The 14291-nt window shown below is 61.1% G+C and carries 10 protein-coding genes and 2 pseudogenes; 7 read left to right on the top strand and 5 right to left on the bottom strand.

What is annotated here, in order from left to right; translation table 11 throughout:
* Window positions 1-107 precede the first annotated feature (107 nt).
* Window positions 108-1445, top strand: a complete 1338-nt coding sequence (locus tag GA0061102_RS29475) for an MFS transporter (protein WP_092855799.1) — start codon at window positions 108-110, stop codon at window positions 1443-1445.
* A gap of 77 nt (window positions 1446-1522) precedes the next feature.
* Here GA0061102_RS29475 and GA0061102_RS33735 read toward each other — a convergent pair.
* Window positions 1523-1627 (bottom strand): annotated as a pseudogene (locus GA0061102_RS33735) (LrgB family protein); the annotation flags it as partial.
* Here GA0061102_RS33735 and GA0061102_RS29470 point away from each other — a divergent pair.
* The 5 genes and pseudogenes from GA0061102_RS29470 to GA0061102_RS29450 form a co-directional block, all read left to right on the top strand.
* Window positions 1610-1795 (top strand): annotated as a pseudogene (locus tag GA0061102_RS29470) (LysR substrate-binding domain-containing protein); the annotation flags it as partial. The pseudogenes GA0061102_RS33735 and GA0061102_RS29470 sit on opposite strands and share 18 nt — an antisense overlap.
* Before the next feature lie 231 nt (window positions 1796-2026).
* A complete protein-coding gene (locus GA0061102_RS29465; RefSeq protein ID WP_092855797.1) occupies window positions 2027-3043 on the top strand; it encodes an iron ABC transporter substrate-binding protein in 1017 nt (338 codons plus the stop codon).
* Window positions 3044-3254: 211 nt separating this feature from the next.
* On the top strand, window positions 3255-4808 hold the full coding sequence (locus GA0061102_RS29460; protein ID WP_245298178.1) for an ABC transporter permease: 1554 nt from the start codon (window positions 3255-3257) through the stop codon (window positions 4806-4808).
* On the top strand, window positions 4805-5866 hold the full coding sequence (locus GA0061102_RS29455) for an ABC transporter ATP-binding protein (RefSeq protein ID WP_092855795.1): 1062 nt from the start codon (window positions 4805-4807) through the stop codon (window positions 5864-5866). Before GA0061102_RS29460 ends, GA0061102_RS29455 begins: the two co-directional genes overlap by 4 nt.
* A gap of 80 nt (window positions 5867-5946) precedes the next feature.
* Window positions 5947-7122, top strand: a complete 1176-nt coding sequence (locus GA0061102_RS29450; protein ID WP_092855794.1) for a M20 aminoacylase family protein — start codon at window positions 5947-5949, stop codon at window positions 7120-7122.
* Window positions 7123-7219: 97 nt separating this feature from the next.
* Here GA0061102_RS29450 and GA0061102_RS29445 read toward each other — a convergent pair whose 3' ends face one another.
* Both GA0061102_RS29445 and GA0061102_RS29440 read right to left on the bottom strand, forming a co-directional pair.
* Window positions 7220-8143, bottom strand: coding sequence for a nucleoside hydrolase (locus tag GA0061102_RS29445; RefSeq protein ID WP_092855793.1), 924 nt, complete (start codon window positions 8141-8143; stop codon window positions 7220-7222).
* A gap of 122 nt (window positions 8144-8265) precedes the next feature.
* On the bottom strand, window positions 8266-9654 hold the full coding sequence (locus GA0061102_RS29440) for a M20/M25/M40 family metallo-hydrolase (protein WP_092855792.1): 1389 nt from the start codon (window positions 9652-9654) through the stop codon (window positions 8266-8268).
* 198 nt (window positions 9655-9852) lie between these two features.
* On the opposite strand from GA0061102_RS29440, the gene GA0061102_RS29435 reads away from it, so the two are divergent.
* Window positions 9853-12189 carry a bifunctional diguanylate cyclase/phosphodiesterase gene (locus tag GA0061102_RS29435; protein WP_092855789.1) on the top strand — a complete coding sequence of 779 codons (2337 nt, stop codon included), beginning with the start codon at window positions 9853-9855 and terminating at the stop codon, window positions 12187-12189.
* Between the two features lie 97 nt (window positions 12190-12286).
* On the opposite strand, the gene GA0061102_RS29430 is transcribed toward GA0061102_RS29435, so the two are convergent.
* Complete coding sequence (locus tag GA0061102_RS29430) at window positions 12287-12703, bottom strand: MarR family winged helix-turn-helix transcriptional regulator (RefSeq protein ID WP_092855788.1); 417 nt, start codon at window positions 12701-12703, stop codon at window positions 12287-12289.
* Window positions 12704-12887: 184 nt separating this feature from the next.
* Window positions 12888-14245, bottom strand: a protein-coding gene (locus GA0061102_RS29425) for an IS3 family transposase (protein ID WP_425348504.1) whose coding sequence is annotated in 2 segments (ribosomal slippage) — window positions 12888-13768 and window positions 13768-14245 — 1359 coding nt in all. Because the reading frame shifts where the segments join, the coding sequence is not laid out codon by codon here.
* Window positions 14246-14291 lie beyond the last annotated feature (46 nt).

Below are 14291 nucleotides of genomic sequence, written 5' to 3'. Positions count from 1 at the left end.
GCGAATTATTTCATGCCCGACACTTGATATGTTCGCACGTTTGATAAACATCTTGATTATGCACGAATTCGTGGAGGAACTCGTGCTCGGAGAGGGAGGCTCCCTACATGGTCAGCGTGACGCATGAATCACTGAACCCTACATCTTCAACGCTTGAGAGCGATGCCCGCAGCATGCATGCCGGCGGCTCCGTCGCTCCGGGCAATATCGCCATCGGCGTGATCATTGGTCGCACGTCCGAATTTTTCGATTTCTTCGTTTATGCCATCGCATCGGTCCTGGTCTTCCCGAAGCTGATGTTCCCTTTTGCTGACCCCCTGCATGGAACACTCCTTTCCTTCCTGGTGTTCGCCCTTGCCTTCATCGCCCGTCCGATCGGTTCGTTCATCTTCATGGCGATCGACCGCCGCTATGGGCGCGGCGTCAAACTTACCATCGCGCTGTTCCTGCTCGGCGGCTCAACCGCGGCGATGAGCTTCCTGCCCGGCTACTCCGAAGTCGGTGCCTATGCGATCATCCTGCTCGCCCTCTTCCGCATCGGCCAGGGCCTTGCGCTCGGCGGTGCCTGGGACGGTCTGGCTTCGCTCTTGGCGCTCAATGCCCCGACGAACCATCGCGGCTGGTATGCGATGATCCCGCAGCTCGGCGCACCGATCGGCTTCATGCTGGCAAGCGCCCTGTTTGCCTATTTCGTCACGAGCCTCACGACGGTGGACTTCCTGGATTGGGGCTGGCGCTATCCGTTCTTCTGCGCCTTTGCCGTCAACGTCGTCGCACTCTTTGCCCGACTGCGCCTGGTGGCGACCGAGGAATTCGGCACGCTGCTGGAGCGCCACGAGCTCGAGCCGGTGAAGATGACGGAATTGCTGCGCGTCCATGGCCGCGACGTGCTGATCGGCGCATTCGTGCCGCTCGCCAGCTTTGCGACCTTCCATCTGGTCACGGTCTTCCCGCTCGGCTGGGTAACGCTCTATAGCGAACAGACCCCCGGTTCGTTCCTGCTGATGGAATTCCTGGGCGCGATCTGCGGCATTCTCGCCATCATCTGTTCAGGCATGCTCGCTGACCGGATCGGCCGCCGCAATCAGCTCGCCATTGGTGCGGTGCTGATCGCCTGCTTCGCCTTCGTCGCCCCTTGGCTGCTCGACGGCGGTGCGACCGGTCGCCACATCTACGTGGTTGTCGGCTTTACGCTGCTCGGCCTTTCCTTCGGCCAGGCGGCTGGCGCCAGCGCTTCGCGCTTCAGCCTGAACTATCGCTACAGCGGTTCGGCTCTCGTGTCGGACCTTTCCTGGCTGATCGGTGCCGGCTTCGCGCCGTTCGTGGCGCTCGCCCTCTCCAGCCAGTTCGGCCTCGTCTATACCAGCCTCTATCTGCTGTCCGGCGTCGTTTGCACGCTCGTCGCCATCTTCTTCAGCAAGACGCTGGAAACGCGCGACAACTGAGACGGACTATCGAATTGAAGAAGGCCGCGGCGTGAAAGTGCCGCGGCCTTTTTCATTGAGGCAGCATGCATGCGCCAGGCGATCAGCCGTGCCGCCAGCGCATTCGTCAATCCCAGCAGCACCATGACCAGACCGGCGATCGATCCCTCTTCGCGGCCGATCTCATGCGCCTTGGCTACGCCGATGCATGTGTTGCTACCAGCCCGCTTGCCGGGCGTGAGACGGTGCCGTTCGCGGCGCTGCAGGGCAATCCCTTCATTCTGTTCGAAACCGGCTTTGTCCTCAATGGCATCATTCTCGATGCCTGCCGCTCCGCCGGCTTCGCGCCCGATATCGCCGCGCGCTCGTCATCGAGCCGGAAATGGAGTGGCTGATGGCGTGAATATGGCGGCCAGGCGGCTATCTCTCACATGCTGGCAAAGCCTGGCTCGATCTCGCCGCCGAGATAGCGACGAAATCTTGACTCCTTTTTCAAACTTTTTTGATAGCAAACCACCAATGTAAACTTGAAAATAATTGTCAGGAAAAATATAGGGTATCCCATTGCCGCCGAGGCGGCGACTTTTAAGCGAGAGGACTTAATGACTTTTTCCTTTACTCATCTCACCAGTGCGCTGGCGCTTGCCGCAGGCCTTGCGGTTGCTCCGATGATGGCGAACGCCGCCGAATCCGAAGGCATCGTCGTCTACAACGCCCAGCACGAGGCATTGACGCAGGCTTGGGCGGATGGCTTCACCAAGGAAACGGGCATCAAGGTCACGATCCGCAACGGTAGCGACATGCAGTTCGCCAACCAGATCGTCCAGGAAGGTGCTGCTTCCCCGGCTGACGTCTATTTGACGGAAAACTCGCCGGGCATGGCGCTGGTCGATGCCAACAAGCTGTTTGCCCCGGTCAATGCCGATACGCTGGCTCAGGTGCCGGAAACCTTTAAGGCAGCCGATGGCAATTGGGTCGGCGTTGCCGCCCGCTCCACGGTTTTTGCCTATGACAAGACCAAGCTGAAGGAAGCCGATCTGCCGAAGTCGATGCTTGACCTTGCCGATGCCAAGTGGAAGGGCCGCTGGGGCGCTTCGCCGGCCGGCGCCGATTTCCAGGCGATCGTCAGCGCGTTCCTCGAGCTGAAGGGCGAAGATGCGACCCGCGCCTGGCTGAAGGCGATGAAGCAAAATGCCAGCCCCTATAAGGGCAACAGCGTCGCCATGAAGGCCGTCAACGCCGGCGAGGTCGAAGGTGCTGTGATCTATCACTATTACTGGTTCGGCGATCAGGCCAAGACCGGTGAAAACAGCAAGAACGTGGCGTTGCACTACTTCAAGAACCAGGATCCGGGCGCCTTCGTCAGCATCTCCGGCGGCGGCGTTCTCGCATCCAGCCAGCACCAGAAGGAAGCTCAGGCTTTCCTCAAGTGGATCACCGGCAAGGGTGGCCAGGCCGTTCTGCGCGATGGCAGCTCCTATGAATATGCCGTCGGCAATGGCGAGGCTTCCAATCCGAAGCTCGTGCCGCTGGCAGACCTGCAGGCACCCAAGGTCGAACCTTCGAAGCTGAACAGCAAGAAGGTCACCGATCTGATGACGGAAGCCGGCCTCATCTAAGGCCAAAGCCCGCGCCGCGGCGCCTTTAGAGTGCGTTCGGGCGGGCTTGGCTATTGCATCACTGTCCTATGCCCTGCTAGGGGCATAGGGATGGCCTTGGGGCCGATCGATCTGGCAATCGCCGTCAGCGGCGATTGCCTTCCTATTTCAGGGCGTGAAAGGCAGCTCGGATTTGCTGCAGAAGAACACATATGCCGGCGAGCCTGCTGCCATGCGAGTGCCCCAGTTGACGGCTGCGCCTCGCAGCCGCGTTCGGCATGCTTCCGTCGTCGCCCTTGCTTCCGTCGTCGCACTTCTAAGCCTCGTGCCGCTCGGTTTCATCGTCTGGATCACGATCGATACCGGCTGGGCCGAAGTCGCAGCCCTGATCTTCCGCAATCGCGTCGGCGAGCTGCTCGTCAATACCGTCCTGCTCGAAATCTGCACCATCCCGCTGTGCATCCTGCTCGCGGTGACGCTCGCGTGGTTGACGGAGCGCACCGATATTCCCGGCGCCCGCCTCTGGTCCTGGCTCGCCGCAGCGCCGCTCGCCGTGCCCGCTTTCGTGCACAGCTATGCCTGGGTCAGCCTCGTGCCCGGCATGCGCGGGCTCTGGAGCGGCGTGCTGGTATCGGTACTAGCCTATTTTCCTTTTCTCTATCTACCTGTTGCTGCTGCCTTGCGCCGGCTCGATCCGGCGATCGAGGATGCCGCCGCCTCGCTCGGCCTTAGCCCCTGGCGTGTCTTCTTCCGCGCGATCCTGCCGCAGCTTCGCCTCGCCATCTGCGGCGGCTCGCTGCTGATCGGCCTGCATCTCCTGGCGGAATACGGTCTCTACGTGATGATCCGCTTCGACACGTTCTCGACCGCCATCGTCGATCAATTCCAGTCGGCCTATAACAGCCCGGCCGCGAACATGCTCGGCGGCGTCCTCGTCCTCTGCTGCCTGCTGCTGCTCGGCTTCGAGGTGCTGGTGCGCGGCAACGAGCGCTACGCGCGCATCGGCTCCGGTGCTGCTCGCCCGGCGGACCGCCGTCGTCTCGGCTGGTTCGTCGGTCCCGCCATCGCACTGCCGGTCGTGACCGCCGTGCTGACGCTCGGCATTCCCTTCGTCACTCTGGCACGCTGGCTCTATCTCGGCGGCATGGATATCTGGCGGATCGATACCGTCGGTTCAGCCCTGCTGCAGACCATTGCCCTGGCGATAACCGGCGGCCTCCTCGCCACCATTGCAGCGGCTCCCATGGCCTGGCTGTCGGTGCGCGCGCCTGGCCGGCTGCAGCGCGTTCTCGAAGCTTGCCACTATTATGTCGGCTCGCTGCCTGGCGTCGTCGTCGCGCTGGCCCTGGTCTCCATCACCGTCCGGTTGATCCTGCCGCTCTATCAGACCTTTGCGACGCTGCTGCTCGCCTATGTGCTGCTCTTCCTGCCGCGCGCCATGGTCGGCCTGCGCGCCAGCATCGCCCAGGCGCCTGTCGAGCTCGAGCGCGCCGCCATGGCGCTCGGCCGCACGCCGGCGCAGGCGGTGCGGCAGATCACAATGCGGCTTGCCGCTCCTGGCTTTGCCGCCAGCGTGGCGCTCGTCGCGCTCGGCATCACCAATGAGCTGACGGCAACGCTGATGCTCTCTCCCAACGGCACGGAAACACTAGCGACGCAGTTCTGGTCCCTGACCAGCGAGATCGACTATGTTTCCGCGGCACCCTACGCCTTCATGATGGTCGTTCTGTCGCTGCCGCTCACCCTTCTCCTTTACGTGCAATCCAAGCGAACGGCCGGACAATGACCTTTCTGGCAATCAAGAACATTAGCAAGCGCTATGGCCCCGTGCATGCGTTGAGCAACATCGACCTCACGGTCGCTGCCGGCAGCCGTACGGCTATCGTCGGCCCGTCCGGTTCCGGCAAGACGACGCTGCTGCGCATCATCGCCGGCTTCGAGATCCCCGATGCGGGACAGGTCGTGCTGGAAGGCGACATCCTGGCGGATGGCGAGGCCATCGTGCCCGCGCATCGCCGCGGCATCGGCATCGTCTCCCAGGACGGTGCCTTGTTTCCGCATCTGAGCGTGTCAGAGAATATCGGCTTCGGCATGGAGCGCGGCGCGCGCGACCGCGACCAGCGCATCAATGCTCTCATCGACATGGTCGAACTCGACCGCGGCATGCTCGATCGCCGGCCGCATCAGCTTTCCGGCGGACAGCAGCAGCGCGTAGCCCTTGCACGCGCGCTCGGCCGCAAACCGAGATTGATGCTGCTCGACGAGCCCTTTTCCGCACTCGATACAGGCCTTCGCGCGAATATGCGAAAGGCCGTTGCCCGCGTGCTGCAGATTGCCGGCATCACGGCGGTTCTGGTGACGCATGATCAGACGGAAGCCCTGTCCTTTGCGGATCAGGTTGCCGTTTTGCGCGAGGGCGCGCTCATCCAGGCGGGAACGCCGCAAGCCCTCTATCTCAACCCGCGAGACCGCGAGACCGCGCTCTTCCTCGGCGATGCCATCGTGTTGCAGGCCGATCTGAACAACGGATCCGCCAAATGTGTCCTCGGGCATATCGCGGTCGATGCCGAGAGCAGGCAAGGCCGCTTCGACATCATGTTGCGGCCTGAGCAATTGCGTCTGGGCTCCATGGATGAGGCCAGTGCGAATGCAACGTGCATCGGCAAGGTGACGGAAATCGAATTCGGCGGCGCCGTCTGCACGGTGACCGTCGTGCTCTCCGATGCCAACGGCTCGGAGACATTGAACATCAAGAGCTCCGGCGTCGGCTTGCCCGAGGTCGGCAGCATGGTTTCAGTGACCGTTATCGGAAAGGCTCATGTTTTCACCAAGCTCGATGTCTGAGCGTCATTTGGGTTGAAGCAGGCCACGCTTTGGGGAAGATAAGACACGCCGTCATCGTGCTCCATATCGAAGGAATGTCCATGTCGTTGCCTGAAGAGATCGCTCAGGATCTCCCTTTCCTCACGTCGCTTCGCCGCAACCTCCATGCTCATCCGGAACTTGGCTTCGAAGAGGAGCGCACCAGCGGTATCGTCGCCACCTTGCTGGAAGAGGCGGGGCTGACGGTGCATCGCGGCCTCGGCAAGACCGGCGTCGTCGGCACGCTGCAGGTTGGCAACGGCACGCGCAGCATCGGCCTTCGCGCCGACATGGATGCGCTGGCCATGCCGGAGAAGGCCAACCGTCCCTATAAATCCACCATTCCCGGCAAGATGCATGCCTGTGGGCACGATGGCCACACGACCATGCTGATCGGCGCCGCCCGCCATCTGGCCGCCAAGCGCGGTTTTTCGGGAACGGTACACTTCATCTTCCAGCCGGCCGAAGAAGGCCGCGGCGGCGCGCAGCGCATGGTGGAAGAAGGTCTTTTCGATCTTTTCCCTTGTGATGCTGTCTATGGTCTGCACAACATGCCGGGTCTCGATATCGACGAGATGGCCGTGGTCGAAGGGCCGCAGCTCGCCTCGTCGGACACCTGGCGCGTCACCTTTCGCGGCATCGGCACGCATGGCGCCAAGCCGCATCTCGGCAAAGACCCGATCACCGCGACGGCGACATTCCTGTCCTCGCTGCAAACCATTGTCGGCCGCGTCGTCGATCCGCTTCAGCCAGCCGTCGTCAGCGCCTGTTCGCTGCAGGCGGGTGACCCCAATGCGCTGAACGTTATTCCCGACACCGTCGAGATCGGCGGCACGGCGCGTGCCTATGCGCCCGAGGTTCGCGATCAGCTCGAACAGGAAATCGGCCGCCTGGCGCAGGGCACGGCGGCCATGTACGGGATTGCGGCCGACTACCGGTTCGAGCGCCGCATTCCGCCTGTCGTCAACGATCCGGATGCCACCGCGCGGGCATTGAAAGCCGCCACTGCCGTTTTCGGCGAGAAAGTGCTGACCCGTTTCCCGCCTTCGACGGCAGGCGACGACTTCGCGTTCTTCGGTCAGAACGCTCCGGGCTGCTACGTCTGGCTCGGCAACGGCCCGGCCGTCGATGGCGCGCTGCATCACAACACGGCTTATGATTTCGCCGATGATGCCATCGGCTCCGGCGTGGCCTTCTGGACGACCTTGGTAGAACAGGAGCTGAGGGAGGAAGGCTGAGGCCACTCTGAATATGCCTCTCAGAGGTAGGGGGTGCACTCTTCGCGGATGCAGCTCCATAGCGCCCGCGTCCATACGCCAACGGGAGCCCCTTTTTTCAGCGACCGGTCTCTCGCAGAAGCGCATCGAATATGATCGCACGCGCCTTCTCCACATCGATCTCGGCGGCGAAATGGGCATTGAACTCACCATGCGAGGCGCGTGTCTCGACGACGGTGCGGCCGCGCGTGTGCCGGCCTTGCAGCTCGGCGTCGATGCGCGCGTGCCGAAGCACGGCAATCTCCGGGGCGACGAAAATGGCCGCTGCCGTCGGGTCGTACAGGGCCATGGCCGGTCGACCGCGGCTGATGGCGATGTTGACGTAGCCTTCCAGAAGATCGGCGAGCAATTGTGCCTTTTCGCCCGCCGCCTGACGGAGACGAGCCACATCCTCGGGCCAGGCCAGTACTTTTCGGCAAATGTCGAGATCGATCATGCGCAGCGGCAGGCCATGTGCCAGCACGATCGCCAGCGCCTCGGGATCGGCAAAGGCGTTGAACTCGGCAGACGCCGTATGATTGCCTGACGTGACGCCGCCGCCCATCCATGTCAGTTCATCGATACGGGCGGCAAGGTCCGGACGCGCCAGCGCCAGGGCGGCAATATTCGTCAACGGGCCGAGCGCGAGGATGCGCTTCGGCCCTTTGCCGTCGCCAAGCCAGTCGCAGAGCGCCGCAAAGGCGTCGCTGAATGGAAGCGGATCGGCCGACGGCAGGCTCCTGCCTGTCGTCGGAATGCCGTTCTGGCCGAGGATGCTCTGCGCCGTTTCCAGCTTGCACAGAACAGGCAGCTCGCGGCCGGTATGGATGGGAAACGTCCAGCTGAAGACGGCGGCGGCGCTCGCCGCATTGTCGCGGACATGGGACAGCGGCGCATTGCCGCTCACCAGCGAGACGCCGTCGATGACGAGATTCGAATGCGCGACCACCAGAATGGCGGCGATATCATCGAATCCCATATCGGTGTCGACCCAGATTCCCATGTTCTATCTCATAGATTTGGTCAGACGGCCTGCGATCGCTCTGGCAGGAGACGGAGCAAAGACCGTCGAGGCGGGGTAGGTGCGGGGGCGCGCAAAGCGATCTGCGCGCCCCGGTCCATCAATTAATCGGCGAGCGCGTCGAGCACGCGGATCCAGGAACGGATGCCCTTGTGGTAGGAGCGCAGCTCGTATTTCTCGTTCGGCGAATGGATGCGGTCATCGGAGAGACCGAAGCCGATGAGGAGCGACTCCATGCCGAGCATCTTCTGGAAGTCGCCGACGATCGGGATCGAGCCGCCCATGCCGATGACGATGGCGGGCTTCGGCCATTCGTTGGAGAGCGCGTTCTTCGCCTTAGTCAGGGCCGGCGAATCGTAGGAAAGCTGGATGGCCGGCGAGCCGCCGTGCTCGTGGAACTCCACCGAGCAATCCGCGGGGATCTTCGAGCGCACATAGGCGCGGAAGCTCTCGCGGACTGCTGCCGGGTTCTGCTGGCCGACGAGACGGAAGGAGACCTTGGCCGACGCCTTGGCCGCAATCACGGTCTTGAAGCCGGCGCCCGTATAGCCGCCCCAGATGCCGTTGACCTCGGCCGTCGGCCGCGCCCAGGTGAGCTCCACCACCGAACGGCCCTTTTCGCCCGATGGAATCGACAGCCCGACTTCACCGAGGAATTTCTCGGCTGTCATGCCGAGTGTTTCCCAGGAAGCCTTGATATTGGAAGGCGTTTCCTCGACGCCCTCATAGAAGCCGGGAAGCGTCACGCGCCCGGTCTCGTCATGCAGGCCGGCGAGGATATCGGTGAGGATGTGGATCGGATTGGCAGCAGCGCCGCCGAAGACGCCTGAGTGCAGATCGCGATCGGCTGCGGTGATGACGATTTCCTCGCCCACCAGCCCGCGCAGGCCCGCCGAGATCGCCGGCGTATCGCCGTCCCACATGCCGGTATCGCAGACGAGGGCAAAATCAGCCTTAAGCTCAGCGGCATTGGCTTCGAGGAAGGGCTTGAGCGAGGGCGAACCAGATTCTTCTTCACCTTCGAACAGGATGGTGACGCGCACCGGAAGCGCGCCCTTGGTTTCCTTATAGGCGCGCACGGCTTCGACGAAGGTCATCAGCTGGCCCTTGTCGTCGGAGGTGCCGCGGCCGGTCAGGACCTTGCGGCCGTTACCCATGTCCTTGACCTCAGGTGCGAAGGGGTCGCTGTCCCAGAGTTCGATGGGGTCGACCGGCTGCACGTCGTAGTGACCGTAGAAAAGCACATGTGGCGCGTTGGCGCTGCCGGCATCGTGATGGGCGACCACCATGGGATGGCCGGGCGTGTCGCGCACGGATGCGGTGAAACCGATGGAATTCAGATAGACGACCAGCCATTCCGCCGCTTTGCGGCATTCCGCCTTGAAGGCTGGATCCGTCGAAATCGATTTGATGCGCAGCAGTTCGAAGAGATTGTCGAGGCTGGACGGGAGGTTCTGATCGGCGCGATCGAGAACGGGCGATAAATCGGTCATATCCGACTCCTTACGTGAGATTTGGAGGGACGATAGACCAAAGCCCGGCGGGTTTCGAGGCGTCAAAACTGAAAATTTACCGTGCCTGTTTCGTGATAGGGAGGCGTTCAATTACGTGCGTAGTTGCTCATGTAATTTACAAGTTTTTTAGAGTATTTGAAATAACGTCAATCTAGAAGCGTATTCTGGGGACGCGAAATGTTTTCAGTGATTGCATGTATTCGCGACGAACATGACATCAGACTAACCCTTGTTGCCGCATTTATTTGCCTGATTGGCAGCCTTGCTACCATGTTGCTTTTTTCGCGTGCGCAGGAGTGCCGGTCATATCAGCGCCGCTATTGGATCGCCGCAGCGGCCTTTGCCAGCGGTGTCGGCATATGGGCAACGCATTTCATCGCCGTGCTGGCATATCAGGGCAGCATCCCCATTTCCTACGGTCTTTCGCTGACCGTGCTTTCGGTGGTCTTCTCGATCCTTGGTTCGTGGCTTGCCATCGCCGTGGCCTTTGAGTGGGACAACATAATCTCCTTTGCCTTTGGTGGCGTGTTCATGGGGCTTGGCATAGCCGCCATGCATTTCACCGGCATGCAGGCGATCGAGGCTTCGGTAGCGCTCTCCTACGATATGCAGCGTGTCGCTATTGCCATCTTCATCGGCGCGTGCATTGCCTCGTTGGCCTTCATTGCCTTCCGCGGCCTCCGTCGCATCCGTCGCATCGTTGCCGGCACTCTTCTCCTGGTGCTGGCGATATGCACGCTGCACTTCACCGCGATGAGCGGCGTCAAGCTGACCCCCGTGGCAGACATGCCCGCAGCAGTCCTTTCCATCGACCGCAGTATCCTCGCCGGTATCGTGATGGCGGCCGCCACCGGCCTGATCCTTCTTGCCCTCGGCGCCATCTTCGTCGACCGTCATCTCACCGATCTCCGCGGCTTCGCAAATGCGTCGCTGGAGGGGTTGCTTGTTCTTCGCGACGGCCAGATTATCGATGCGAACGAGCGCTTCTTCTCCATTTCCGGATGGTCGGCACAGCAGGTGATCGGCGCTGAGCCCGAAGCCTTTCTGACGCTCGATTTGGATGCTTGTGCCGAAGCTGCCGTCCCGCTTGAAACCACCTTGTCAGGACGAGACGGCAAGGCGATCCCCGTGGAAACCGTGATTCGCTCAATCACCTATCGCGGGCACGAATGCAGCGTTCTGGTCCTACGCGACCTGACGGAGCGCCGCCAGGCCCAACAGATGATCGAGCACCTCGCTCACCATGATATATTGACGGATCTTCCCAATCGTTCGCTGTTTGACCAGCGCATCCACCAGGCATTGCAGATGGCAAATCGCAAGCGTGGCGAAGTCGCCGTCTTCTGCCTGGACCTCGACCGCTTCAAGGCGATCAACGATGTCTTCGGCCACGCCGAAGGCGATCGTCTCCTCTGCAAGGTCGCCGGCATCCTGCGGCGAGTCGCCGAGGAGGGCGATACGGTGGCAAGGCTCGGCGGTGATGAATTCGCCATCATTCAGCCCATGCGGCAGCAGCCCGAAGCGGCTACCCGTCTTGCCGAGCGCATTCTGGCGGAATTTGCCGCGGAAATGGATACGGCACGCGATCCCACCGCGGTTGGCGTCAGCCTCGGCATCGCCATCTACCCGCGCGACGGTGCCAGCGCCGAGCAGCTCTATACGAATGCGGATACCGCGCTCTATCGCGCCAAGCGTGAAGGCAGGGGCAACGCCTGCTTCTTCGACGCCGAAATGGACAAGGCCGCGCGCCTGCGCCGCCAGCTTGAGAACGACCTGCGTCAGGCCATTCTCCGCAAACAGCTCTATCTTGATTACCAGCCGATCTATGATGTCGGTAGCGATAGCGTCAGCGGTTACGAAGCCCTGCTGCGCTGGCGGCATCCGGATCGGGGGGTAATCGAACCCGAGACCTTCATTCCCATCGCAGAGGAGAGCGGATCGATTGTGGCAATCGGCGAATGGGTGCTGGAACAGGCGTGCCAGGAGGCGGTTCGCTGGCGCGAGCCCGCGAGCGTTGCTGTCAACCTGTCGCCGCTGCAATTCATGATCCCGACGCTCTACGACCAGATCGAGAGCATCTTGCGGAAAACCGGCCTCGATCCGCGACGGCTGGAGCTGGAAATCACCGAGGCGGCGCTGATGCGGGAGCGCACGGCTGTGATCGCGACATTGCAGCGGCTGCACCGTCTCGGGGTCCGGGTGGTCATGGACGATTTCGGAACGGGCTTCTCCTCGCTAAGCAATCTGCGTGCCTTCCCCTTCGACAAGATCAAGGTTGACCGCAGCTTCACCGGTGCGCTCGAACATGATCCGGCGGCACGCTCGATCGTGCGGGCGATCATCGGCCTCGGGCATAGCTTGAACATGCCTGTGGTGACTGAAGGCGTGGAAACGGAACTCCAGCGTCGTATCGTTATCGAAGAGGGCTGTGCTCAGCTTCAGGGGATCTTCTTCGGCAAGCCGGATGTCGGACCGAGCCAACTGTTCGCCGACATGGACAGGGCGGCGGGATAATCCCGAGGCGTTTCCGTTTCAAGCGAGCCACGGGAACGCTCCATCCTTCCGCTCTAGGGTGATTCCCTATGGAAAGCTGCCTTCGTCGCAAATGCATCTAGAGAGGCTTGGCGTTGTTCAGGATGCGCCGGATATATTCCAGCAGCAGCTCGCGTTCGAAATTGCGAAAATCCCTCAGAACATCCGAATCGACCGCCGTTGCGGCCTCGATGGCCTCTGCCTCCATGGCGGCTGCCTTCTCCGTCAGGAAGATCAGCTGCGCCCGCTTGTCAGTTGGATGCGGGCGACGTTCCACCAGTCCGTCACGCTCCATACGCGACAGCGTGTTGGCCATCGTCGCCTGCTCGATGTCGACCCGCTCCAGCAATTGCTTCTGAGTCAGGCCGTCTTCGGACCACAGTTCCAGGAGGATTGGGAACTGACCCGGCGAAAAGCCGAGCCTGTTCGCGCGTTGCAGCAACGAGCGAGCAAATACCCTCGCCAGCTGACTGGCAAGGTAGGCTGCGGAGTCCATCCGATTAAATCCCATGATTGCAAGTATGCCGATGATTTCAAATCAAGACAATCAGCAAATCTTGGGTAGAGGCAGGTAGGAAATCATCAGCTTCATTCGACCATGCGCACGCAATACGTGCGCTATTCTTCATGAAAAAGCCGCCATGGCTGAACTGACCCCGTAAAGTTGGACGGTTGACGGGCTATGATAATAGGGACTGAGTTCTGTATTGGACAGGGCTCAGTCCCTTTAGTTTCAGTTTGATGCGCTGGTGATTGTAATAGTGGATGTAGTCGGCGATGCCGTCATTTAGGCTCTGGATGCTTTCGAAGCGGTTCGGATAAAAGAACTCGGATTTGAGGGTAGCGAAGAAGCTTTCTATCGCCGCGTTGTCGAGGCAATTGCCTTTGCGTGACATACTTTGGGCGATGCCGCGTTTTTGGAGCAGGCGCTGATAGGGGAGCATCTGGTAATGCCATCCCTGATCGGAATGCAGGATCGGCCGTTCGTTCTTTTCCAGCCGGTTCAAGGCTTTGTTCAACATGCTTTCCACCAGCTTGAAGGCCGGCCGTCTGGCGGTTTCGAAGGCGATAATCTCCCCGTTGCACAGATCCATAACCGGTGAGAGATAGAGCTTCTCGCCGGCCACGTTAAATTCAGTGACGTCGGTGACCCATTTCTGATTGATCGCATGTGCGGTGAACTGCCGTTTGATGAGATCGGGGGCTGTGCGCCCGACGTCACCCTTGTAGGAGCGGTATTTCTTCGGCCGCACCAGAGATTTCAATCCCATCTCGACCATCAGGCGCTGGACCGTCTTATGATTGACCGTCTGTCCGAACTGGCGGATCGCCGCCGTTACCCGGCGATAGCCATAGCGCCCCTTGTGAGCGTGGAAGACAGCCTTGATCCGGTCCTTCAGCGCAGCATGCTTGTCGCAAAGCGCCGACATCCTTTGCCGATAGTAGAACGTGCTGCGGGAAAGGCCCGAAAGCTTCAGCAACCCATCAAACGGATAGAACGGCCTTAACGCTTGGACGACTTGCGCTTTTTGAGCGCTGGTTGCTCCCGCGTTAAGGCCTCGAGTTTTTTTAGGTAGGCGTTCTCCATGCGCAGAGAGTTCAGCTCCGCCAGCAGTTCTTCACGGCTTTTTGCTTCGTCACTCTGCAAAGCTTGCGGCTGTTTTGATATCGGCGGCGCGCGCATCGATCGGAGCCTTCCTCGGCAGCTTGGGGTCAAGGCGTCGATTCCGCCAGTCTTATAGCATCGCTCCCAATCCGCCAGGCAACTCTTATTGCGGATGTCGAACAGCGCCGCCGTCTGGCGGTAGGAGAGCCCATCCTCCCACATCCGTTGGAGAACCGATAGCTTGAATGCTGCATCGTAGCGGCTGAATTTCTTCGCGAGACCCGCAGCCCCGTGTGCCTCGTAGCTTGCTACCCATTTGAGAACCGTCCCGTGGTCCACTCCGAAATGCGCGCCGACTTCCCGGCAACTACGCTCGCCCTTCTCATAAAACTCTACAACAGAAAGCTTAAAAGCCAGACTGTGTTTGGACATGCAAAACCCCCGAAAGTGGATGTCCAACTTTCGGGGGTCAGTTCAG

It is taken from the genome of Martinezella miluonensis (assembly GCF_900094545.1).
Taxonomy (GTDB): domain Bacteria; phylum Pseudomonadota; class Alphaproteobacteria; order Rhizobiales; family Rhizobiaceae; genus Rhizobium; species Rhizobium miluonense.
Note: the sequence above shows the minus strand (reverse complement) of the source record. Positions and strands in the feature narration are given on the sequence as shown.